Annotated in this window: 23 protein-coding genes and 1 pseudogene; 15 read left to right on the top strand and 9 right to left on the bottom strand. The window is 61.0% G+C overall.

The window, feature by feature from the left end; genetic code table 11:
- The first annotated feature begins 128 nt into the window (after positions 1-128).
- The 3 genes from HHJ18_RS05475 to proC all read left to right on the top strand — a co-directional run bounded on the left by HHJ18_RS05475 (position 129) and on the right by proC (position 3,387).
- A complete protein-coding gene (locus HHJ18_RS05475; protein ID WP_296912403.1) occupies positions 129-896 on the top strand; it encodes a DeoR/GlpR family DNA-binding transcription regulator in 768 nt (255 codons plus the stop codon).
- 35 nt (positions 897-931) lie between these two features.
- The gene (glpK, locus tag HHJ18_RS05480) at positions 932-2,425 is read left to right on the top strand and encodes a glycerol kinase GlpK (RefSeq protein WP_296912405.1); all 1,494 of its coding nucleotides are present in this window, start codon (positions 932-934) and stop codon (positions 2,423-2,425) included.
- Between the two features lie 122 nt (positions 2,426-2,547).
- Complete coding sequence (gene proC / locus HHJ18_RS05485) at positions 2,548-3,387, top strand: pyrroline-5-carboxylate reductase (RefSeq protein ID WP_296912408.1); 840 nt, start codon at positions 2,548-2,550, stop codon at positions 3,385-3,387.
- A 186-nt stretch (positions 3,388-3,573) separates the two neighbouring features.
- On the opposite strand, the gene HHJ18_RS05490 is transcribed toward proC, so the two are convergent.
- The 4 genes from HHJ18_RS05490 to HHJ18_RS05505 all read right to left on the bottom strand — a co-directional run bounded on the left by HHJ18_RS05490 (position 3,574) and on the right by HHJ18_RS05505 (position 6,525).
- Complete coding sequence (locus HHJ18_RS05490) at positions 3,574-3,876, bottom strand: hypothetical protein (protein ID WP_296912411.1); 303 nt, start codon at positions 3,874-3,876, stop codon at positions 3,574-3,576.
- Entirely contained in the window at positions 3,873-4,721 is an 849-nt protein-coding gene (ubiA, locus tag HHJ18_RS05495) for a 4-hydroxybenzoate octaprenyltransferase (protein ID WP_296912412.1), read from the bottom strand. Before ubiA ends, HHJ18_RS05490 begins: the two co-directional genes overlap by 4 nt.
- A 175-nt stretch (positions 4,722-4,896) precedes the next feature.
- On the bottom strand, positions 4,897-5,409 hold the full coding sequence (locus HHJ18_RS05500) for a Dps family protein (protein ID WP_296912415.1): 513 nt from the start codon (positions 5,407-5,409) through the stop codon (positions 4,897-4,899).
- 132 nt (positions 5,410-5,541) lie between these two features.
- On the bottom strand, positions 5,542-6,525 hold the full coding sequence (locus tag HHJ18_RS05505) for a LysR substrate-binding domain-containing protein (protein ID WP_296912418.1): 984 nt from the start codon (positions 6,523-6,525) through the stop codon (positions 5,542-5,544).
- Between the two features lie 190 nt (positions 6,526-6,715).
- Here HHJ18_RS05505 and HHJ18_RS05510 point away from each other — a divergent pair, with 190 nt between their 5' ends.
- Positions 6,716-6,895 carry a hypothetical protein gene (locus HHJ18_RS05510; protein ID WP_296912420.1) on the top strand — a complete coding sequence of 60 codons (180 nt, stop codon included), beginning with the start codon at positions 6,716-6,718 and terminating at the stop codon, positions 6,893-6,895.
- Between the two features lie 228 nt (positions 6,896-7,123).
- The gene (locus HHJ18_RS05515; protein ID WP_296912422.1) at positions 7,124-7,786 is read left to right on the top strand and encodes a hypothetical protein; all 663 of its coding nucleotides are present in this window, start codon (positions 7,124-7,126) and stop codon (positions 7,784-7,786) included.
- A 16-nt stretch (positions 7,787-7,802) separates the two neighbouring features.
- On the opposite strand, the gene recG is transcribed toward HHJ18_RS05515, so the two are convergent.
- Positions 7,803-9,971 carry an ATP-dependent DNA helicase RecG gene (recG, locus tag HHJ18_RS05520; protein ID WP_296912425.1) on the bottom strand — a complete coding sequence of 723 codons (2,169 nt, stop codon included), beginning with the start codon at positions 9,969-9,971 and terminating at the stop codon, positions 7,803-7,805.
- A 16-nt stretch (positions 9,972-9,987) separates the two neighbouring features.
- Between recG and queA the strand changes: the two genes are divergently transcribed.
- The 10 genes from queA to HHJ18_RS05570 all read left to right on the top strand — a co-directional run bounded on the left by queA (position 9,988) and on the right by HHJ18_RS05570 (position 19,642).
- Positions 9,988-11,043 carry a tRNA preQ1(34) S-adenosylmethionine ribosyltransferase-isomerase QueA gene (gene queA, locus HHJ18_RS05525; RefSeq protein ID WP_296912428.1) on the top strand — a complete coding sequence of 352 codons (1,056 nt, stop codon included), beginning with the start codon at positions 9,988-9,990 and terminating at the stop codon, positions 11,041-11,043.
- Between the two features lie 27 nt (positions 11,044-11,070).
- Positions 11,071-11,283, top strand: coding sequence for an AbrB/MazE/SpoVT family DNA-binding domain-containing protein (locus tag HHJ18_RS05530; protein WP_296912431.1), 213 nt, complete (start codon positions 11,071-11,073; stop codon positions 11,281-11,283).
- Complete coding sequence (locus tag HHJ18_RS05535; RefSeq protein ID WP_296912433.1) at positions 11,280-11,678, top strand: type II toxin-antitoxin system VapC family toxin; 399 nt, start codon at positions 11,280-11,282, stop codon at positions 11,676-11,678. Before HHJ18_RS05530 ends, HHJ18_RS05535 begins: the two co-directional genes overlap by 4 nt.
- A complete protein-coding gene (tgt, locus tag HHJ18_RS05540; RefSeq protein ID WP_296912436.1) occupies positions 11,678-12,805 on the top strand; it encodes a tRNA guanosine(34) transglycosylase Tgt in 1,128 nt (375 codons plus the stop codon). The genes HHJ18_RS05535 and tgt overlap by 1 nt, the downstream gene beginning before the upstream one ends.
- Before the next feature lie 3 nt (positions 12,806-12,808).
- Complete coding sequence (locus tag HHJ18_RS05545; RefSeq protein ID WP_296912438.1) at positions 12,809-14,125, top strand: glycosyltransferase family 9 protein; 1,317 nt, start codon at positions 12,809-12,811, stop codon at positions 14,123-14,125.
- Positions 14,126-14,138: 13 nt separating this feature from the next.
- A complete protein-coding gene (locus HHJ18_RS05550) occupies positions 14,139-14,678 on the top strand; it encodes a GtrA family protein (protein ID WP_296912440.1) in 540 nt (179 codons plus the stop codon).
- Positions 14,659-16,458, top strand: coding sequence for a glycosyl transferase (locus HHJ18_RS05555; protein ID WP_296912443.1), 1,800 nt, complete (start codon positions 14,659-14,661; stop codon positions 16,456-16,458). The genes HHJ18_RS05550 and HHJ18_RS05555 overlap by 20 nt, the downstream gene beginning before the upstream one ends.
- A gap of 68 nt (positions 16,459-16,526) precedes the next feature.
- The gene (locus tag HHJ18_RS05560; protein WP_296912446.1) at positions 16,527-17,528 is read left to right on the top strand and encodes an aldo/keto reductase; all 1,002 of its coding nucleotides are present in this window, start codon (positions 16,527-16,529) and stop codon (positions 17,526-17,528) included.
- 184 nt (positions 17,529-17,712) lie between these two features.
- Complete coding sequence (locus HHJ18_RS05565; protein WP_296912449.1) at positions 17,713-19,326, top strand: DUF4331 domain-containing protein; 1,614 nt, start codon at positions 17,713-17,715, stop codon at positions 19,324-19,326.
- 28 nt (positions 19,327-19,354) lie between these two features.
- Positions 19,355-19,642 carry a hypothetical protein gene (locus HHJ18_RS05570; RefSeq protein WP_296912452.1) on the top strand — a complete coding sequence of 96 codons (288 nt, stop codon included), beginning with the start codon at positions 19,355-19,357 and terminating at the stop codon, positions 19,640-19,642.
- A 183-nt stretch (positions 19,643-19,825) separates the two neighbouring features.
- Here the strand turns inward: HHJ18_RS05570 and HHJ18_RS05575 are convergent, their stop codons facing one another.
- From HHJ18_RS05575 to HHJ18_RS05590, 4 genes and pseudogenes are all read right to left on the bottom strand, one after another.
- Positions 19,826-20,899 carry a serine endopeptidase gene (locus HHJ18_RS05575; protein WP_296912454.1) on the bottom strand — a complete coding sequence of 358 codons (1,074 nt, stop codon included), beginning with the start codon at positions 20,897-20,899 and terminating at the stop codon, positions 19,826-19,828.
- Between the two features lie 36 nt (positions 20,900-20,935).
- Complete coding sequence (locus HHJ18_RS05580) at positions 20,936-21,751, bottom strand: DUF2145 domain-containing protein (protein ID WP_296912457.1); 816 nt, start codon at positions 21,749-21,751, stop codon at positions 20,936-20,938.
- 16 nt (positions 21,752-21,767) lie between these two features.
- Positions 21,768-22,226, bottom strand: coding sequence for a hypothetical protein (locus HHJ18_RS05585; protein WP_296912459.1), 459 nt, complete (start codon positions 22,224-22,226; stop codon positions 21,768-21,770).
- Positions 22,227-22,272: 46 nt separating this feature from the next.
- A pseudogene (locus HHJ18_RS05590) lies at positions 22,273-22,488 on the bottom strand (hypothetical protein); the annotation flags it as partial.
- Positions 22,489-23,217 lie beyond the last annotated feature (729 nt).

Genomic DNA, 23,217 nt, shown 5'->3' on the forward strand with positions numbered 1-23,217 from the left:
GTGGCTTTCGCCAAAGTTCGAATCTTTACATTTTTCTTCCTTTTTGATTGTTTCTCCTAATTGTTTACCCTTAGCAGTTTCGTTTTGTTTCGATATAAAGTAAAAGGACCTTTTCCACTCAAATCCGCGTGAACTCCAATCCCAGGCAAATCAAGCTTCTTGAGGTCGTGCGCGCCCATGGTTCGGCATCCGTCGAACAGCTGGCCGAGCAGCTGGACGTGACCCTGCAGACCGTGCGGCGCGACGTACAGCGTCTGGCTGACGCTGGCCTCTTGAGCCGTTTTCATGGCGGCGTGCGGGTGCCCAGTTCCACGGTAGAGAACATCGCGTACCGGCAGCGCGAAAGCCTGAACGCCGAAAGCAAGGCGCGCATTGCCCGGGCGGTGGCCAGGCGCGTGCCCAACGGCTGCTCGCTGATGCTCAACATTGGCACCACCACCGAGGCCGTCGCCAAGGCGCTGTTGCAGCACAAAGGGTTGCGCGTCATCACCAACAACCTGAACGTGGCCGATATTTTGTGCAGCAACACCGATTGCGAAATCATCGTGGCCGGCGGCGTGGTGCGGGCGCGCGACCGCGGCATTGTGGGCGAGGCCGCGGTCGATTTCATGCGCCAGTTCCGGGTCGATATTGCCGTCATCGGCATCTCCGGCATAGAGTCCGACGGCTCCCTGCGCGACTTCGACTACCGCGAAGTCAAGGTGGCGCAGACCATCATTGCGCACGCCAGAGAGGTCTGGCTGGCCGCCGACAGCAGCAAATTTAATCGCCCCGCCATGGTGGAGTTGGCGCAGCTGTCGCAAATAGACCTGCTGTTCACCGACCAGGCGCCGCCCGAGCCCTTCCCGGCCTTGCTAAAAGAAGCCAATGTGCGCTGCGACATTGCCGAAACCTGAAGCGGCAGCGCCCTTCCAACTGTCACCGAATCACCATGACTTACCTGCTCGCCCTCGACCAGGGCACTTCCAGTTGCCGAAGCATTGTGTTTGACGAGCTGGGCCACGTTGTCGCTCTGGCCCAGCAGGAGCTGCCGCAGATCTACCCCAAGCCCGGGTGGGTCGAACACGACCCGCTGGAAATCTGGCGCAGCCAGCTCGCCACCGCCCGCCAGGCGCTGGCCAAGGCCGGGCTGCAAGCCAGCGCGATACGGGCGCTGGGCATTACCAACCAGCGCGAAACCACGGTGCTGTGGCACCGCAAGACCGGCCAGCCCATCCACAATGCCATCGTCTGGCAAGACCGGCGCGCCGAAGCCACCTGCGCGCAGCTGCGCGAGCAGGGCCACGAAGCGCTGATCCAGTCCAGGACCGGGCTGCTGATTGACGCCTATTTTTCGGGCACCAAGCTCAAGTGGCTGCTCGACAACGTGCCCGACGCCCGCGTGCAGGCCGAAGCCGGAGAACTGGCCTTCGGCACCATAGACAGCTGGCTGCTGTGGCAATTGACGGGCGGCTCGCTGCACGCCACCGACGTCAGCAACGCGTCCCGCACCATGCTGTTCAACGTGCACAGCAACCAGTGGGACGCCGAACTGCTGGACTTGCTGGGCATCCCGCCGTCGCTAATGCCCCAGGTGATGCCGTCCAGCGCGCATTACGGCGAGGCCGGGGCCGAGTTGCTGGGCCATGCCATACCGATAGGCGGTGTAGCCGGCGACCAGCAAAGCGCGCTGTTCGGCCAGGCCTGCTTCAGCGCGGGCATGGCCAAAAACACCTATGGCACCGGCTGCTTCATGCTGATGCATACCGGCACGCAATTCCAGACCTCACACAACGGCCTGCTCACCACCAGTGCGGCGCAAACCACGGCCAGCGCCGAATTTGCCATGGAAGGCAGCGTGTTTGTTGGCGGCGCGGTGGTGCAGTGGCTGCGCGACGGGCTGAACGCCATCAAGGGCAGCGCCGAAGTCGAGGCGCTGGCGCGCAGCGTGCCCGACTCGGGCGGCGTGATGCTGGTGCCCGCCTTCACCGGCCTGGGTGCGCCCTACTGGAAGCCCGACGCGCGCGGCACGATTACCGGGCTGACGCGCGGCACCACCGTCGCCCACATTGCGCGCGCCGCGCTGGAAAGCATCGCCTACCAGAGCGCCGCGCTGCTGCAGGCCATGAGCCGTGATGCCGTCAGCGCCGGCGCCGCGCCGGTGGCCGAGCTGCGCGTTGACGGCGGCGCCTGCATCAACGACTTGCTGATGCAGTTCCAGGCCGACTTGCTGGGCATTCCGGTGATTCGCCCGGCCGTCACGGAAACCACCGCCCTGGGTGCCGCCTACCTGGCCGGCCTCTCCAGCGGGGTCTACCGCAGCACCGCCGAACTCTCCAGCATGTGGCGCGCCGAACGGACTTTTGTTCCCACTCTGGGCGCCGGGCGCGCGGCCGAGCTGATGGCGCAGTGGGAACATGCGGTGCGCCAGACGGTGCTTCAATAACTACGCCGGCGCCGCCAGCCCGAACAAGCCCGAAGCAATCCCTCAGGCCAACCCCGCGCGTGGACGACAATTCATGGGCTGGGCGGACTGCTTTTAAGCCGCCCCTGAACAGAAAGACGGGCATGACCACAGCGCAACCAGACAGCGGCCAGCAAGACATCGCCTTCATAGGGGGCGGCAACATGGCCAGCGCCATCATCAGCGGCCTGCTCAAGCGCGGCCTCCCCCCCAGCCAGATTCAGGTGGTCGAGCCGTTTGCCGAACAGCGCGCCCGGCTGGTGCAGCAATTTGGCGTCACCGTTAACGAAACACCGGACGCCGCGCTGAACCTCGCCACCCTTGTCGTCTGGGCCGTCAAGCCGCAGACCTTCAGGGCGGCAGCAGCCCAAACCCGCGCGCATTCCAGGGCGGCGCTGCACCTGAGCGTGGCGGCCGGCATCCGCTCGGACAGCATTGCGTCCTGGCTGGGCACCCAGCGGGTCGTGCGCGCCATGCCCAATACGCCGGCACTGGTTGGCAAAGGCATGACAGCGCTCTTCGCCCGCCCGGCCGCGACCGCTGCGGACCGGCTGGCGGTAGAGCGCGTGATCCAGACCACCGGAGAGTATTTATGGCTGGAGCAGGAAGAACAGCTCGATGCCGTGACCGCGCTCTCGGGATCGGGGCCAGCCTATGTGTTTTATTTCATCGAGGCCATGGTCCAGGCCGGAACCGACATGGGCCTGAGTCGGGAACAGGCCCATCAGCTGGCGGTTGCGACCTTTGTCGGTGCATCGGCGCTGGCCGAAGGCTCGCAAGAGCCACCCGAAGTGCTGCGAGCCCGCGTAACCTCCAAGGGCGGAACCACCTACGCGGCGCTTGCATCTATGGAGCAGGACGACATCAAAACGCAGTTCATGCGCGCCATGCACGCCGCACGCGCGCGAGCCCGCGAACTCGGCGACGAATTTGGCGCCAGCTGATTCGTTCAGGTATCAAATAGGCCTTGAGTCCATGCAGTACGGGCGTAACGTGCTACTACTTAGATAGCATTTAAGGCTGCGATTTTGCTGTCAATCGACCGGCTAAGCGGCACGCTATTAAAAAAACGTACGTTTCGCAGTTGAGTAACCAGCCCTTTGAAAAGCTTTCTGGCGGCGCGGGCGTAACTACATTTCCAACATTTGGAACTCATCATTAAAAAATTTCTGTCCATCCTCTCCAGCATCGGCACAAACCGGCGCGCCTGCTGTAAAGGCAGCAGCTGCGAAGGCCGAGCACAAGATCAAGCATTGCGCCAAAGCCATAGCCATAGCCATAGACAAGATGACCAAAAAAGCTGTCTGATAGGTAGCCAGCACCCAGCAATAATTCACTGGCCGGCCCACCCGGCAGGTCAGCAGAAGTTCTTGCAAAGCCCGCCGCATGCGGGCTTTTTTCGCGTCCTGCGCCAGCTTGCGCGAATGGCTCACCGCCCCAGATAAGACAAGGCAATCCCGGCAAACATCGTGAGGCCCAGCCAGTGATTGAGGCGAAACGCTTTGAAGCAGTCGTCGCGCTGGCGTTTGCGGATCAGCCAGCCGTGCCAAAGCGCCTGCAGCCCGGCCAATCCGAGTGCTATTAAAACAATAGCTGGTTGCGCCCGGTTTATAAGAGCTACAGCCCAAATTGACAGGTAAATGAGGTAACTCAGCAAAACGCCGGCCACATCAAAGCGCCCGAGCGTGATCGCCGAGGTCTTCATGCCGATTTTCAGGTCGTCGTCTCGGTCGACCATGGCGTATTCGGTGTCATAGGCAATCACCCAGAACAGGTTGCCCAGCAGCATCAGCCAGGCCAGCGCCGGCACGCGCGACTGAACGGCGGCAAACGCCATCGGAATACCAAAGCTGAAAGCCACACCCAGCACCGCCTGCGGCATAGACACATAGCGCTTGGCATAGGGATAAGCCAGCGTGACGGCCAGAGCGACAAATGACCAGCCGATAGTGACCGCGTTGGTGCTCAGCACCAGCCCGAAAGCCAGCAGCGCCAGCAGAGCGCCCAGCCCCAAAGCCTCTTTGACCGATAGCGCGCCGCTCGTCACGGGTCGCTGCGCGGTGCGCTTGACATGGCGGTCAAACTCGCGGTCGGCCACATCGTTGATGCAGCAACCGGCGCTGCGCATCAAAAACGTTCCCAATGTAAACACCAGCAGCAAATGCCAGCCCGGAAATCCGTTTGAGGCCAGCCACAGCGCAGACAAGGTCGGCCAGAGCAGCAGCAACCAGCCGGCCGGCCGGTTCCAGCGGATCAGTTGCAGGTAGAGAGCCCCCAAGCTTTTCGCTTCGCGTAATGCGCTGCCCCCCGAGGGGGCTAATTTTCCTAGGGGCGGCCCGTCGGAAAATTCCGTGCCCCCCAAGCTGGCCGCTTTGGGCGCTGCGCTGTCCCCCAGAGGGGCTGTGCTTGCTTGGGGCGGCACGGCGCGGCGCGCGTCCGTGTCCCCGGCAGGTTTATTCTTCAAGCAATGAACGCAGCATCCAGGCGGTCTGCTCATGCACGGTCAGGCGCTGGGTCAGCAAATCGGCGGTCGGCTGGTCGTTCGCCTTGTCGGCCAGGGGGAACAGCTCACGCGCGGTGCGGGCAACCGCCTCATGGCCCTGCACCAGAATGCGCACCATCTCCAGCGCCTTAGGGGGGCTGGCGGGCGCATCGGGCACGGAGGCCAGCTGGCTGAACTGTGCATAGGAGCCCGGCGCTGCATGGCCCAGTGCACGGATGCGTTCTGCAACAGGATCCACCGCGGCCCACAGCTCGGTGTACTGCAGCATGAACATCTGGTGCAGGGTATTGAACATCGGCCCGGTCACATTCCAGTGAAAGTTATGCGTCGTCAGGTACAGCGTGTAGTTGTCGGCCAGCAGGCGGCTGAGCCCCTGGGCGATCGCCGCACGGTCTTTTTCACCGATGCCGATATTGATGGAAATGGCAGCTTTTCCAGAAGTCTTTGCAATAGGTTTGTCCATGGATTTACTTTCAGGATTTAAACCACAACTTTACGAAAACAGACCCGGAGTGGCAATAGGCGCCGCCTATGGGCGTTATATCAAAGCGTTAATAATAATTGCCCGCAAGCCGGTACCAAACGCGGCGCAAACTCAAGACAGCCGCGTCACGCCCGGCAACTCGCACGCATAAACCGCGTTGCGCAACGCGGCAATAGCCTCGTAACGCGTGAAACTGCGGCGCCAGACCAGCACCACGCGCCGGCTCGGCACATGTCCTTTGAAGGGCAGGTATTTGATGAACGACGGTGACGACGGCGATTCCGGGTTTTTGCTTTTGCCGGACTTTTTTGCGCCCATTGGTGCGGCCAGCGCTTCTTTGGGCACGCCCAAGCGCGGCACCAGCGTGATGCCCATGCCCGCGGCCACCATGTGCTTGATGGTCTCCAGCGACGAGCCTTCAAAACTCTTGCGAATACCCTCGGCACTGCTGGAAAACCGCGCGAACTCGGGGCAGACCTCCAGTACATGATCGCGAAAGCAGTGGCCGGTGCCCAGCAGCAGCATGGTTTCCTGCTTGAGCTCTTCGGCCGTGACGCTGCTGCGCGCCGCGAGTGCGTGGTTGTTCGGCACGGCCGCCATGAAAGGTTCGTCGTACAGTGGCGCAATCGCCAGATTGGCATCAGGAAATGGCTCGGCCAAGATCGCGCAGTCAATCTCACCGGTGCGCAGCTGCTCCAGCAGCTTGACGGTGAAGTTTTCTTGCAGCATCAGCGGCATTTGCGGCGAGCGCGCAATCACCTGGCGCACCAGGTCGGGCAGCAGGTAAGGGCCAATCGTGTAGATCACCCCCAACCGCAGGCTGCCAGCCAGCGGGTCTTTGCCGCGCTTGGCGATTTCACGGATGTTGTCGGCCTGCTCCAGCACGCTTTGCGCCTGGCGCACGATCTCTTCACCCAGCGGCGTCACGGTGATTTCATTGGCGTTGCGCTCAAACAGTTTGACCTGCAACTCTTCTTCCAGCTTCTTGATTGCCACGCTAAGCGTCGGCTGCGAGACATGGCAGGCTTCGGCGCCCTTGCCAAAGTGCTTTTCGCGGGCTACGGCCACGATGTATTTGAGTTCGGTGAGGGTCATGACGCTATTGTGCGGCTTTGCCACGGCCTGCCGAGGCCCGCGCTGCACCGGCAGCCGCCGGAAATTCCGGTCAGATACCACTCTAGCCCATACAGTACGGTCGCAGACAGCTATTGAAATAGTAGCAGTTAAAGTGGTCCCGGCTGGCGCTCTGCCGCGCTACTCTGGCCCCTTGCGGCTACAGAGGCGGATGCCCCATGATTTTCTGAGACAGGCGCACGCAAGCCATTCACGCTGGCACGGCGGCACGGATGTGCTCGGCGTACACCACAAGCTGCCGCCCGGCACCACTTTTGCCGACAAAAAAATCGGCTGGCGCTGGGCACTCGATAAACTCGCTGGGCTCGTCGAGGTGGGCCAGAAGACTTAAGGTCGCCGTGAGTTTATGGTTTCGCACAATAGAAGTTTGGCATACGAGTGACTAAATGCAGCTTGTCCCGGGCACGTACTTGGTCGATCAGGCAGGGAAAATCTTTGGCATAGTGGTTCAATTAGCGACGGCCATTTTTTAGATTCGGTAGCGACCTAGAATGCCACGGCATTCACTAACATCTTTCTTGATATCGCATGCATTACGCGCATGTTTGCAAACCACTCCATGAAAATCGAATTCGACTTACTTTCAAATGCAGAGGATTCGATTCAACAGGCGATAGAGCTTGTGGCATGGGGCGGTAATCAATCTGAGCCCCGCCGATTAAAGCAAGCCGTACAGTCTATTGCCCACGGCGTCGAACTTCTCCTCAAAGAGCGCCTCAAGCGTGTCCATCCCTGCCTGATTTGGGAAAACGTGGACAAGTACCCAAGTCTTAACGCTCGCACCGTTACGGCCGAGGCTGCCATGTCAAGATTGGCAAGCATCGGTGGCTTGCGGTTTGAGACAGCCGATGTTGAACTAATTCGATCGCTTCGAGCAACGCGAAATGCGATTGAACACTACGCATGGAGCACCACAAAGCAAGAGGCTGAGGCAATTGTTGGCAGAGCACTTGAATTCACAATTCACTTCGCGAAAACCGAATTGAACTACGACTTCTTTGGCTACCACATGCGGAAAGACGATACATTGCAAGCCCTCCTAAGGTCTAATCAAGCTCTTTCAAGTGCCATGGCAAAGAGAGCGTTTCCTCCAAAAGGAAGCAATGAAGCGGAGCCTGAAGTTTGTTCTTTTTGCCGAGCTCGCTCAGTGGATCCGATCACTCATGCTTGTAGACTCTGCGGACACTGGAGCACTTCAGGGGAAGATGAAGTGCCGTTTTAGGACGCCCAATCAAGCCTCAAGCCTTCAAAAACTCAGCCTTCCCCCCCAACCACCGCAACACATGCCGCTCCGCCAGTTCGTCATACTGATCCAGCATCAGCGGCGCCAAATCCCGCGCCCAGGCCAGTAACTCCGCATCCGTCGTCAGATCAGCAAACCGCAACAGCGGCGCACCCGACTGCCGCGCCCCCAAAAACTCGCCCGGCCCGCGAATCTCCAGATCGCGCCTGGCAATTTCAAAGCCGTCATTGGTTTCGACCATGGCTTTGAGCCGGGCTCGGGCCACTTCGCCCAGTCGGGGCGCATCGCCGGTCGAATACAGCAGTACGCAGGCCGACGCCGCCGCGCCGCGCCCGACCCGGCCGCGCAGCTGGTGCAGCTGGCTCAGGCCGAAGCGCTCGGCGTGCTCGATCACCATCAGCGAGGCATTGGGCACATCGACGCCAACCTCGATCACGGTGGTGCTGACCAGAACGCCCATCTGCCCGCCGGTGAACAGGCTCATCACGGCTTTTTTCTCGGCCACCGGCATGCGCGAATGCAGCAGGCCAATCATCAGGCCGGGCAAGGCCGCGCTCAGCGCCTCATGCGTCTGGGTGGCGTTGACCAGGTCAATGGATTCGCTTTCTTCAATCAAGGGACAGACCCAGTAAATCTGCCGGCCTTCGGCGAGCTGCCCACGTATTCGCGCAATCACTTCGTCACGCCGCGCGTCGCTTACTACCTTTGTGACGATGGGCGTGCGGCCGGGCGGCAACTCGTCGAGGGTAGAAACATCCAGGTCGGCGTAATAACTCATGGCCAGGGTGCGCGGAATCGGCGTGGCGGTCATCATGAGCAGATGCGGCTCTTGTCCGCCCTCGGTCATCTTGCTGCTGTCATGGTTCATTTTGCTGCGCAGGGCCAACCGCTGCGCCACGCCAAAGCGGTGTTGCTCATCAATAATGGCGAGCGCCAGGTTTTTAAACCTCACTTTGTCCTGGATCACGGCATGGGTGCCTATCACCAGTCCCGCCTGGCCGCTTGCTATCAGCGCCAGCATCTCGCGTCGCTCTTTGGTCTTCTGGCTGCCGGTGAGCCAGGCGGTAGTGATGCCCAGGGGCTCCAGCCAGCCGATCAACTTGCGGAAATGCTGCTCGGCCAGAATTTCGGTCGGCGCCATCAGCGCGCACTGCCAGCCCGCGTCGATGCAGCGTGCGGCTGCCAGCGCCGCCACCACGGTCTTGCCGGCGCCCACATCGCCTTGCAGCAGGCGGTGCATGGGAATGCTTTTTTTCAGATCGATCTCAATTTCAGCGCCCACGCGCTGCTGCGCGGCGGTCAGACGGAAAGGCAGGCGTTCGAGCAATTGCTCCTGCAAGGTGCATTGCGTGCCGCGCATCAGCGGGCCGTTCAGCGCTGGCGCGCGCATCGCGGCGCGCACGCGCCGCGCCTGCAGTTGCGACAACTGCTGAGCCAGCAACTCTTCGGCCTTCAGGCGCTGCCAGGCCGGATGGCTGCGGTCTTCAAGCGTTTGCAGCACCACATCAGGACTGGGGTGGTGCAAAAACTGTAGCGCCTCACGCAGACTGCATAAGGGCTGTGGCATTTTTTGATCTAGAAATTGGGCGGGAATAGTTTCGCTGAGGTCGGCACGGGAAAGGCCGCTGAGCACCGCCTTGCGCAGATACAGCTGGGGCAAACCGGCAGATGTCGGATACACCGGCGTCAGTGCGCCCGGCAACTCGCCGCCGGCCAGCTTGAACTGCGGATGCACAATCTCGCGGCCTATAAACCCACCGCGAATCTCGCCGCGCACTCGCACGCGGGCGCCCACGCTCAATGTTTTCTGGTGCGAGGGGTAAAAATTGAGAAAGCGCAGCAAGCAGGTTTCACTGCCGTCATCGACCGTGACCAGCAACTGGCGGCGCGACCGGATCTGGATTTCGCTATGCATCACCTGCCCCTCAAACTGCACCAGCTCGCCATCGCGCGCATCGGCCAGGCGCACGATGCGGGTCTCGTCCTCGTAGCGCAGCGGCAGATGCAGGGCCAGGTCGATATCGCGCCTGAGCCCGAGCTTTTCCAAGGCCTTTTGCGCCGGTGATTTGGCTGGCGCCTTGGCGACAGACTTGCCCGCTGCCCCGGCGTCAAGCGCGCTGGTCTTCAACGCCGTTTCAGGGGCAGGAACAGCATGGTTCATCATGGGACAATTGTGCTACATGAAGACGAATTTCAGCCTTAGTGATTTTGATTTCACACTCCCCGACGACTTAATTGCCCAGCACCCTGCCCCCCAGCGCAGCGCCTCGCGCCTGCTCGATGGCCGGGGCGGCACCATTGCCGATCGCCGCTTTACCGACCTGCCCGAGTTGCTTTTGCCCGGCGACCTGCTGGTGTTCAATGACACCAAAGTGGTCAAGGCACGGCTGTTCGGCCAAAAGCAGAGCGGCGGCAAGCTCGAACTGCTGATCGAGCGCGTGCTTTCGCCCCATGCCCACGCCGGCCATGAAGTCGCCGCGCACATGAAAGTCAGCAAAAAGCCGCTGCCCGGCGCGGTGCTGCAAATGGCTGGCGGCTTCACGGCCACGCTGCTGGGCCGCTGGCCGAATGAGGGCGGGCCGCTCTACCGCTTCAGGCTCAGCAGCGACCCGTATGCGCTGATGGCGCAGTTTGGTCATGTGCCGCTGCCGCCCTACATCACCCACAGCGATTCGGCCGACGACGAGCAACGTTACCAGACCGTGTTTGCGAAAAACCCGGGTGCCGTGGCCGCGCCGACAGCGGCGCTGCATTTTGACGAAGGCATGCTGGCACAGTTGGTTGCGCGCGGCATTGCGCTCGCCAGCGTGACGCTGCATGTCGGCGCCGGCACCTTCCAGCCGGTCAAGACCGAGCACATTGCCGACCACGTCATGCATTTCGAGCGCTTTGAAGTTCCGCCGGCCACGCTCCAGGCGATTGACGCCTGCAAGGCACGCGGCGGACGCGTGGTGGCGGTCGGCACAACGACCGTGCGGGCGCTGGAGTCCTCCGCCAAATTTGGCCCGGCCTGCGACGACACCAACATCTTCATCACGCCGGGTTTTAAGTTTGCCGTGGTCGATCTGCTGCTGACCAACTTTCACCTGCCTAAAAGCACGCTGATGATGCTGGTCAGCGCGTTTTCCGAGTACGAGCACATCATGGCGCTGTATCAGCATGCGATTGCCCAGCGATACCGCTTTTTCAGCTATGGCGATGCCATGCTGCTGCAGCGACTTTCCTTATCGACGTAAAGTTGGTTGAACGATATAATGATCGATATGAAAACCAATGTTGTTACTGTGTCCTCGAAATACCAGGTTGTGATTCCACAGGCGGTACGCGAGAGCGCACACATAAAGCCTGGGTCAAAGATGATGGTGGTCAACTACGGTGGCATCATCCGGTTGCTTCCGGTCATGGCGCCACAGGCCTATCGCGGTATTGCACGCGGCATGGATACAACCATCGTAGATGATCCGGAGCGCTTTTGACGCCCGCTATGCCGCGTTCGCGCAAAACGTCGCATATCGTTCTCGACTCTTCTTGCTGGCTTGAGTATTTTGCTGAGACACCCTACGCCGCGCGTTTTGACGCTGTCATCGCGAATCCGCAAGCGCTGATCGTCCCAGTCATTACCATTTATGAGGTCGTCAAAAAGACGGCGCGCGAACGCGGGCAAGAGCTTGCCAGCATCGCGCTTACCCTGATGCAGCAAGGACACATTGTCGATATGGATCTCAATCTGGCCCTGGCGGCCACGGCGTATAACTTGCCGCTCGCAGACAGCTTGATTTACGCAACGGCTCAAGCGCATGACGCTACGCTGTGGACGCAAGACCAGCACTTTGAGGGTCTGCCTGGCGTTAAATATTTTCCCAAAGACTGATGCTGAAATTCGAACTCCTCAAAACCGAAGGACATGCCCGACGCGGCACCCTGACCTTGAACCACGGCGTGGTGCAAACTCCAATCTTCATGCCGGTCGGCACCTACGGCACTGTCAAGGGCGTGATGCCGCAGTCGCTGCATGCGATGGGCGCGCAGATCATTTTGGGCAACACTTTTCACCTCTGGATGCGTCCGGGACTGGACGTGATCACCCAATTTGGCGGCCTGCACAAGTTTGAAAGCTGGCACAAGCCCATCCTGACCGACAGCGGCGGCTTTCAGGTCTGGTCGCTCGGCGAGATGCGCAAGATTTCGGAAGAAGGGGTGAAATTTTCCTCGCCCGTGAACGGCGACAAGCTGTTCCTGACGCCCGAAATCTCGATGCAGATCCAGACGCTTCTCAACAGCGACATCGTGATGCAGTTTGATGAATGCACGCCTTACGACACCAAGGGCCACATCACAACCGAAGGCGAAGCGCGTAGCTCGATGGAACTGAGCCGGCGCTGGGCCAAGCGTTGCGAGGACGAGTTTGACAAGCTTGAAAATCCGAATGCGCTGTTTGGCATCGTGCAGGGCGGCATGTTTGAAAACCTGCGCCAGGAGTCGCTCGATGCGCTGGTCGAAATGGATTTCCCCGGTTATGCCGTTGGCGGCGTCAGCGTGGGCGAGCCCAAGGAAGAAATGCTGCGCATCATGGCGCACACGCCGCACCGCCTGCCAGCCCACAAGCCGCGCTATTTGATGGGCGTTGGTACGCCGGAAGACCTGATTGAAGGCGTGAGCGCCGGCGTAGACATGTTCGACTGCGTGATGCCGACCCGCAATGCGCGCAACGGCCACATGTTCACGCGTTTTGGCGACCTGAAGATACGCAATGCGCGCTACAAAACAGAAGAAGGCCCGGTTGACGACAGCTGCACCTGCTACACCTGCCAAAATTTCTCCAGAGCCTACATGCACCACCTGGACCGCTGCGGCGAAATGCTCGGCCCCATGCTGGCCAGCATCCACAACCTGCACTACTACCTCAATCTGATGCAGGAAGCGCGTGATGCGCTGGACACCGGGCGCTTTGGCGAATTCGTTGTGCAGTTCAAAGCCGACCGGCAGCGCGGGGTCTGAGCGGTGAACATTGACTTGCAGCGATGGGTTGACCGATGGGCCGGCATTCCGCTGTGCGCGGTTGTGTCAGGTGTGGATGGCGTCATGCGCCGGTTTCGGCCAGCAGCGAGCCGCGACCAGGCGCCGCGCGCCATCGTGGTGATTCTGCTGTCCGAAATGGGCAGCCTGGTGCTGGCGCACGACATGTTCGCGCGCTTGAAGCAACGTTACCCGGGCGCCGAGTTGCATGCCCTGCTGTTCGGCAAGAACCGCGAAATCCTCGACCTGATGCAGGTGATGAATCCGGCCAATGTGCACACCGTCGATGACCATTCGCTGACTGCGCTGCTGGCGAGCCTGTGGAAGGTCATCAAGGCTTTGCGCCGCGCCAACGTCGATGTGGCGATTGACTGCGAGCTGTTCTCGCGCATCAGCAGTCTGCTGTCGTTTGCCTGTGGCGCGTCGGTGCGCGTCGGGTTTCACCGCCACACGCAAGAAGGCCTGTACCGCGGCTCGCACATCAACCGGCGCGTGCCCTACAACCCCTACCACCACATCAGCGCGCAGTTTCTAACGCTGGCCAGCGCCATTGATTCAAGGGCTGTACCTAGCTCCAAATTGCCGATCAGGCTCACCGGCAAGCCGCCGCCGCATGTGCAACTGGGCAGCACACTGGTCCCCGGCATGCAAAGCCGGCTGGCGCAGGACTTTCCGGGCCTTGCCGGCAAGCCGCTGGTGCTGGTGTACCCGGGCGGCGGCATTTTGCCGATTCGCGCCTGGCCGCTGGCGTCTTACACCGCGCTGTGCGAAGGCCTGGTGGCCGACGGTTGCGCCGTGGCCGTAATTGGATTGAAGGACGATCAGGCGCTGGCACGGAAGTTAGTCGGGCAGGTTCAGGCCGGCATCGATCAACAGAAGAACGCGAGCGGACGCAGCGACGGGCCGCCCCTAGCAAGTCCAGCCCCCTCGGGGGGCAGCGAACTACACGCAGTGAGGAGCGTGGGGGCGATAGTTGACCTGACGGGTTACACGCGCTCGATTTCCGAGTTGCTGGCGCTGTTTCATGTGGCGCGCCTGCTGGTAACCAATGACGGCGGCCCCGGGCAGTTTGCCGCGCTGACGCCGATCTGGACCTTGATGCTGTTTGGCCCGGAGACGCCCAGCCTGTATGCACCTCTGACGCCACATTGCTATTCGTTCTACAGCGAGTGGCCGTGCTCGCCCTGCCTGACGGCTTACAACCACCGCTCGTCGTATTGCGATGGTGATAACCAGTGTCTTAAGGTTATAGCGCCCGCCACCGTGCTGGCGAAGGCGCGTGAATGTCTGGTCAGTCCCTGATCAACAATTCTTGATGTCCAAACTTCGATCCATTGCAGAAGATCTGGTCAGCCGTCTGCCCACACGACTTCAACCGATGGCGCATTGGCGTTTCATCAAGTTTGGCGCGGTCGGCGCCAGCGGCACCGTGATTAATGTTGCGGTGCTCTATATCGCACAAGAGTTTTTACTGCGCGTCATCGAAGACTTTCAGTCACGGCTCAATTACTCGATTGCGCTGGCCATTACCGTGGCCACCATCAGCAACTTTTACTGGAACCGGCGCCTGACCTGGCGCGACCGCAAACATGAGGTCCATCGTTCCGCGCTGTTGCTGTTCATCAAGTACGTGATGGCGGCAGGGCTGTCGATTGTTGTGCAGTCCCTGCTGACCAAATGGCTGGCCCTGTCCATGCATTACATCCTGGCCAACGTGGTGGCCATTGCCCTGGCCAGCGTGTGCAATTTTCTGGTCAATGACCGCATGACTTTTCGCCGCCGCAAGAAAACCCAAGCGGCCCACCGTACCAGCCCACCGGCGCCACCCTCCACCGATGTCCACGACAAGCCCTGACAAACCCAAGCCGCGTTTTCCTGTTCACCTTATCTGGGCAGGCCTGGCGATTGCCGTGGCGCTGGGCTATCTGTTTGGGCTGGGCGGAGACCATATTCCACGCAACGGCGATGAGCTGGTCTATGCCCACATCGCGCGCCTTACGGCCCAGACCGGTCACTGGCTGCCGTTGGTCAGCTCTTACGATTTCATGCGCAACACCAAGCCGCCGCTGCTGTTCTGGCAAGCCATGGTGGCTGGCGGCTGGGGCGAGCACTGGACGCTGCTCAATTTGCGCCTGCCCAGCGTGCTGTACACATGGTGCATCGCGCTCATGGTGGGACTGCTGACGTGGAAAATTGTTCGCGGCGAAACACCAGCGACAACCACCGTCGTGGATGCCGGCACGGCAGAAAAAGGCAACCGGCACGCGATCACAATGGGCGCAATCGCCACGCTGGTTTACCTGTCTTTTTTCACCACCTACCGTTACGGCCGGCCTTACCTCACCAGCGCGGCCGAAACCTTTTGGCTATTTGGCGTGTTCTTTGCCATCGCCTGGTCGCCCGCCAAGTTACTGGCATCGCGCTGGAAGTTTCCGCTTATCGCCGGTCTGGCGATTGGCATTGGCTGCCTTTACAAATCATTTGTCATGGTGGTGCCGGTGGGCTTCGCGCTGGCGCTGTGCTACCAAACGGTGGGTGCTCAATTACCAGCCTGGAAAATTTTCCGCAGCGGCATCGTTGCCGACGGCTTCAAGGTCGCCGCGATATGCGCTCTTGCTTTGGCTATTTTTGGCCTGTGGTTTGCCATCGATCCGCAGCCAGGTGAAGTCTGGCGCGAATTTGTCGTCGGTGAAAACGCCGGCAAGATGAACTCTTCCAGAGGCTACTTCAAATCAGCTTTTAGCGGCAGCGGCGGCATCGTGACAATTCTGACCGGCTACTTTTCCAATGCGCTGTTTCTGCTGCCGCTGTCGGTCGGCGCCATGGTGGCAGCCTGGCTCAGCTGGCGGCAGCGCAAAGGCACGGCGCAAACAATCAGCGCCGCCGAAAAAATCATGTGGCTGTGGCTGCTCGCGCTGGCGCTGGTGTTCATGCTGCCGACGCAGCGCTCGACGCGCTACCTGATTCCGGCCATGCCGGCGCTGGCCGTGGTGATGGCGCTGTACTGGGAGCGCATCGGCCGTATCTGGTTCAGCCTGACGCTGGCGGTCTGCATGTTGGGCGCGCTCGCCATGGGCCTGGTGGGTTACGGCGCGGTGCGTGCCACGCAAGACCCCTGGGTTTACTCGCCGCTGTTCTGGCTGTTCGTGGCGGCCACGGCGCTGGCATGCGGCAGCGGAATTTTCAGGAAAGACCTGACGCGACCGCTCACTGCGCTGGCGGGCTTTGCCGTCTTGTTTGCCCTCGCCTGGGTCACCAACCCCTTCAATGGGGACCTGGGGCGCTTCCGCCCGGCTACCAACGAATTGCTCAAAGGCCAAACAGTGCAAGTCCCCAGCAATTTCAACGGCCATTTTGAACGCTATGAATTCATAATTCCGGGCGCGAAAATTGTTTCGTATTTTGCCGAGCAGCCGGTGGACTACGCCGACGTGGAGGCACTGTTCAAAACCAGCCGCTACGTGCTGGTGCAGCGCCGCGTCGGGCAGGCGCCCTGCACGCAGTGCCGAATTCTTGATGAGCGCTGGGACCTGCGTTCACGGCAGGACGAAAAAGACGGCACCATGGCGGCCTTCAAGACGCCCGAAACCTTCTGGTACGCCAAGGAATACCTGGTGGAGCGATTGGCGCCCTGAAGAGTAGGCCGAAAGTCTTTAAGCTCCAGGCCTGACCGGCTTTTCTTAAAAACTCAAGGAGTTGATTCATGCACTACCGTCGCCTCGGAAAAAGCAACCTGAAAGTGTCTGCCCTGTGCCTGGGCACCATGATGTTTGGGCGGCAAACGCCCTTCGACGATGCGGCCAGCATCGTCGCCTCTGCCCGCGAGCACGGCATCAACTTCATCGACACCGCTGACGTGTACAACCATGGCCAGTCCGAGACAGACGTCGGCAAGCTGCTGAGCGGCCAGCGCGAGCACTGGGTACTGGCCAGCAAGCTGGGCAACCCGGTCAGCGAGGCCGTGAACCAGGGGCACTACGCGCGGCGCTGGCTGATCCAGCAAACCAACGCCATATTGGCCCGCCTGCAAACCGACTACCTCGACATTCTTTACCTGCACCGCGATTACCACGACGAAAACCTTGAGGAAGCGGTGCTTGCGCTGGGCGACCTGATTCGCGAGGGCAAGATCCGCAGCTTTGGCCTGTCGAACTTTCGCGGCTGGCGCATCGCCGAGATCGTTCGTCTGTGCGAGCAACTGGGCGTGCCGCCGCCAGCCGTGTGCCAGCCCTACTACAACCTGCTCAATCGCGCGCCGGAAGTTGAAATTTTGCCCGCCTGCGGCCACTACGGGCTGGGCGTGGTGCCCTACAGCCCGCTGGCGCGCGGCGTCCTGACCGGCAAGTACCCGCCCGGCCAGCCGCCGGCCGAAGACACGCGTGCCGGCAGCGGCGACAAACGCATTCTTGAGACCGAGTTCCGCGAAGAGTCGCTGCAGATCGCGCAAAAGATCAAGGTCCGTTGCGAGGCGAAGAACCTGGTTCCCGGACAGTTTGCCGCCGCCTGGGTGCTTGCCAATCCTTTGGTCAGCGCAGTCATCGTCGGGCCGCGAACGCTGTCTCATCTGCAAGAGGTTTATGGCGCGCTGGACCTGAAGATCAACCAGGACGACGAGGACTTCATCAATTCGCTAGTGGTACCCGGCCATGCGTCCAGCCCCGGCTACAACGACCCAGCCTATCCGTTCTTCGGCCGCGCCGTTTGATTTGCGCCTGTTGAGTCGCTGGAGCGCCTGGCTCTGTCGGGCGCTCTTTTGCGCGCAACGACTGTCGAACTAGGTGAAAACCCTTGTTGATGCGGTAATCCGCTTGAAGTTGAATCCGACCTCTCCTGGCTTGCGTAAAACGGATGGAGGCAAACAGCTTCCGCCCCATTAACAGGAGAAACTCATGAACTTCAGAAAACTCAGCTTGGGCGTTGTGGCAGCCGCTGCTGCCTGCGCCGCCGGGGTCTCCCTGGCATCGAGCCACCGCGAGGCCCCTTTCATCACCACCTCACCCAAGGTGGACGGTACCGACTTTTACATGTTTCGCAGCTACGAGCCCAGTCGCACCGACTACGTGACGCTGATCGCGAACTACCAGGGCCTGCAAGACCCGTATGGTGGCCCCAACTATTTCAAGTTGGATCCGAACGCGCTGTATGAGATCCATGTGGACAACAACGGAGACGCCCGGGAAGACCTGACCTTCCAGTTCCGCTTCAAGAACACCCTGGCCAACGGCGGCAAGGGCGTGGAACTGCCGATTGGCGACAAGTCTGTTGCGATTTCGCTCACACAAGCCGGCGCCGTTACCAACATCTCTGATGCCAACCTCAACGTGGCAGAAACCTACAGCGTCAAGCTGGTGCGCGGTGACCGGCGCAAGGGCGATGGCGGCAAGGACGTGGTCAAGGCCGCCGGCGGCGCCACGTTCGAAAAGCCATCGGACTATATCGGCGTGAAGACCTTCGGCAACAGCGCGGCCTACGCCGCCTATGCGGCCAAGCATGTGCATGAGGTCAAGATACCCGGCTGCCCGGCCGGCAAGGATGCAGGACGGGTCTTCGTAGGCCAGCGCCAGGAGGGTTTTGCCGTCAATTTAGGTCCAATTTTTGACCTGGTCAATGCCACGGCGGCGCAGATCACCGACCCTGCGCTGATCAATGCCTTCGCCGCTAATTCGATCCAGGACAAGAACATTACCTCCATCGCGATTGAAGTTCACAAGGACTGCCTGACGGCCGGCAACGACCCGGTGGTTGGCGGCTGGACCACGGCCAGTTTGCGCCAGGCGCGGCTGCTTTCAGGCGCGCCAACTTCTGGCTACCAGACCAGCGAGAAGTCGGGCGGCGCCTGGACCCAGGTGTCCCGGCTCGGTCAGCCACTGGTCAACGAAGTGGTGATAGGTCTGCGCGATAAAGACAAGTTCAACGCGTCCAAACCGAGCGGTGACGGCCAGTTTCTTGACTACGTGACCAACCCGACCTTGCCGGCGCTGCTAGGCCTGGTGCTGACGGGCGACCCCAAAGGCCTCGCACCGACCAACCTGCCGCGCACCGACCTGGCAACGGTTTTCCTCACCGGCATCACCGGCGTGAACAAGCCAGCCACGGTGACGCCCTCCGAGATGCTGCGGCTGAACACCGCCATCGCACCCGTGGCTTTTGCCGCGCAAAACCGGCTGGGGGTCGCGGGCGAAGTCCTGCGCGTGGGCGGCGTTGCCAATCTGGCGCAGGCGACCGACCTGGCCGGCTTCCCCAACGGCCGTCGCCCAAAGGACGACGTGGTTGACATTGCCCTGGTCGCCATGCTGGGCGGTTTGTGCGTGATTAACGGCGACAACGATGCTTTGAAACTGAACAGCATCCCGGGCGTGTCTGGCGTCACTTCTGCCTGCAAGCCGTCCAGCGTGCCCTTGGGTGCCACCTCCGCCAAGGTACACGACGGCGTTGACCAGGCGGTTGTGCCCTTTCTGGCCGGCTTTCCTTACCTGAACACGCCCAACCCCGGCTCCCGCTAAGCCAACCCTTACTTGAAGGAAGCAAACCATGAAACCCTTTTTCACCCACCGTTCCTGGCTGGCCGCTTCGGCAGGGGCTCTTTTGCTGGCCGCCTGCGGCAGCGGCGGCGACAGTGGTAGCGCCAGTGGCGGCACCGCGCCGGGGAGCGGCTCGGAGATACCGCTCTCGGCCACCAGCAGTTCGGCCGGCGCTTTCAGCTTCGTCGAGTCGCTGGTGGCTGCAGGCGATTCAGAGACGGCTGAGCCGCTGCAACTGGGCGGCGACGATGTGTCCCTAGGCAGCAGCGACACGGATGACGCCGACCCGAGCGTCTGATCGCGTTAGTGCCACAGTGGAATCGGCGTGCTCTTGGGCACGCCGATTTTTTTCGGCTGCCTTGAAGGCCATCAGCCTCTAAAACCCGCCGGGAAGCCGCGCCGGCGCTGGCCGCGCGCGCGTGGAACTGGTGCTGCCAGGGCATCCGTGTGTCGCCGCAGGGGCTGACCCGGACGGGCTTTTTCAGGCCGTTGCAGCGCCTGTCCCCGGCAAGCGCGCGCCCTGTCCGCACGCGCCGCCACAGGCGTGGCAAAACTTGGCGAATGCACTTTGGCGAGTGGTGCACTTGAGGCAATGGTCAAACAGGCCAATGCCGCAATGCGGGCAATAGTCGATCCCCGTGTTCTTCAAATCCACGGGCCGCTCACAGCCCGGACACACCCCTTTGGACAGCCGCGTGAGTGCGGTGTCGTAACTCAATTCTTCACGGCGCTGCGCATCGGGCAGTTGCTCGGCCAGTTTTTGTTTTTCGAGGTAGCGGTTCAGCGACACGATGGCCTGACGGCCCACCAGCGCCGTGACGACGATGCCCACGATGTAGCGCACATAGCCGCCGTAGCTCGGCAAATAAGGTACCAGTTCTACAAAAAACGCGAAGCCCGCAAAAATGATGAAACCCCAGACAAAAGGCCAGTAAGTGCCCTTGCGTTTTTTGACAAAGAGCCAGCCGGCAATCACCAGCAGCGGCAGGGTGAGCGCAAGGCGGTAGCCAAACACGCGCAGCTCCACGCGGCGGTACTCAGCATTGAGCTGCTGCTGCGCGCCCTGCTCCAGCTCTCCCAGCTGGCGGCGTTCACGTTCGGCCGCTTGCCGGGCATCCAGGGCGGCCTGTTGCTGGGCCTCGACGGCAACGCCTGCCGCACGTTCTTTGTCCTTCAGTACATCCAGCGCCTGGGTGCGCGCCACCAGTTCCGTGTCTTGCGCGGCCAATTGCGTGGCCTGGCGGGTAGACAGCCAGTTATTGAAGGTCTCCCGCGCAGCCGACGAGTCGGCTTGAGCCGTCCGGCGCTTGAGCTGCGACTGCTGCAGCGCGTTTTCAGCGTTCTGGCCGGCGAGCTCTGCATTTTTAATGGCGCTGCGCAGCTTGCGGGTGGCGCCGCTGTCCATGAAGTCGTCCAGAGAAAGACGCTTCTCCACTTTCGGCAAGTCGCCCACCACCGTCCCGCCGAGCCCGATAAGGAATCCGGCGAAGACGATGGCCACCATCCACAGGCCGCGGTACATCCATTTTTCTGTCAGTCGCAAGCCTTTGGCCATGAAGTTCTCCCTTGTTGAAAAAAAGTGCCACCCTGTTCACAGTTTGATGACCGTGGGCGTCTTGCCGGTGGGCGTCATTTGAGCACGCTGCAGCCAGCTGAAAACCGAGTCCACCGTCACCGTCTCAATGCGGTCTGAAAAGCGTTTGTCATTCGGATGGTCGTCAAAGGCCACATTCGCCGCGGTGACGCGACCGCCCAGGCGCGTCAGCGGCCCCAGTTGGAGCGTGGTCGGCTCATACCCCTTGAACTGCAGCCAGGCCTGCGCCTGCTCGCGCGAGTGCACCTGCGGCTCAAGCGCCAGGGCCAAAGTTTCAATAGCCCACTGGTTGGACTGCTGGTACTTGCGGCCCCAGACGTAACTGACGATGCTGTAGGGCTTGTGGTGCAGGCTTATCGCGCGGGCGGGGTCTTCCAGCAAGACTAACAAACGCGCCTGGACTTCCGGCGTGGGTGCCAGCCATGCGGCCTCAAACCGCCACAGGTCATCGAGGAAAAAGTCCCCCAGGCCCTGCCGGTAGATGGACGAATTACGGGTGCCGCATTCATTGAGCTTGTGCAGCACGCGCCAGGTGGTGCCACCCTGGCCATCGGCCTGCTGCCAGGCCAGGCCCAGATGCGAATAACGCACGCCGTACTTGCTCAGGTCTTGCCCGGCGCGCGCCAGAAGCACCACCTTTTCGCCGCTGGCGTTCAGTGCTTCAAGCGTTTTGGCCGCCAGCGTCAAACCGCGCTCGACTGTTTGCGCCGATGTCTTTTTGACGTCGCACGAACGCCCGGCGTGGGCAGCGGGCGCCAGCAAGAGGCTGGCCGCCAGCAATGCCGATGAGAGGCAGGTCAGAAAGGTCTTCATATTTGCAGTCTCCGGTTTAGTTGGTCAGCCGCTCGCTGTGCAGCAAGGCGCGGCCCAGGGCGTTCGGAACAAAGGCAAGGACTTCGCCGGCGGCAGACAGCAGCACACCCGCGCTGACCACGCTTACCACCACAGAGGCACCGGCCACCATCGAAGCCCCCGCAGCACCCCTGCCGGCGACCTCGATGCTGGCGAGCGCGCCATCCGAGGCGCGCTCCAGCACATACACCGTGCCGCGTGCGCTGATTTCAACGGTTTTGACGACCAGCACCGCACCTGCGGTTGACAGCACCACTGGTATCGCCAGCACGGCGCCGGCCGCTGCGCTGGCACCCAGCACCACAGAGGCCACCGGCCAGGCAGACACTGCACTGAGCGCCGCCACCTCCGACTGCGCCATAGCATTGATTGGCACGCCAGCCCCCGAAAACAGTGCGCAAGCAGCTATTAAATATGTAGCAAATTGGATCTTCATGACAACGCCTCGGTTTGAATTGATCTGAGTTGAAATTGGGTTGGGTTTATTCGGCTTCAACGGTGCTGCGGGTGGCCTGCCCCGGCATGCGGCCAGCCCTACGCGCCTGATCCAGATCGGCCTCGTGCCGGTCGCGCAGGACCTTGGCCAGCGTGTAGCTGCATGTGATCAGGTAAGGCCAGACGCCCAGAAACGCCTTGTAGGGTTGGTTCACTTCCAAGCACCGCAGAGCCCAGCCGGTGAGCGACAGCGCCAGAAAGAAGCTCAGACCTGCAGCTGCCAATGTTTTGGAGTTACGGTAAATCAGCGTTTGCATAAAAGCCTTTGCGGTGGTTAAGGAGTCCCCAATGTGCCCCGCCGCCGCGAAATTCAATGCAAATACCGAACCAGTGGCTGCTTATCGCCTTCCTGGTAGCTTTTATTGATACTTTTAGACATCTAGCAGCGCAGATCTTCGGCTTTGCAGGGCTTCGGGCAGTACGCTGGCTGGCTGGCGGGCGCGCGCAGGACCAACCGTCGGACCTCAACGTACAGGTCAGGTCAAAGGTCAGGCTACCGTCATATTTCGCCTGGTGGCTGTGGGTTTGGCGTGATCGTCTTCAGGAAGGCCGGCTCAGTACGGCAAGGCCTTATTCATAGATGAATTACTGATGTCCGCGGTGGGCCCGCAGCAGACTGCCGCTTTGCAGCGTAACCAGGTACTGGCGAAAGTCAGCTTTCTGGTTGCCAATTCACTTCCGGTCACAGACCATCAGCGGCATTCGGCAAAAGCCACATTGCCAATAAAAACGATCTTGAAGACATTTATGGTCACGGCTAGATAAGCCATCGCGGACATTCAAATTGAATGGTTGGCGCCACTGCGAAATTGACCCCTGCTGTCGATTTCACTTGACCCTCCATGTAAGCTGGGGGTTCCGCTCAGCGCAAGGATTCCAGTCTTCTGAAGCCAGGACAGCCAACACCGGCAGCGTGGGTCAACCTTCGATTG

Source organism: Polaromonas sp. (assembly GCF_012927455.1).
Taxonomy (GTDB): Bacteria; Pseudomonadota; Gammaproteobacteria; order Burkholderiales; family Burkholderiaceae_C; genus Polaromonas.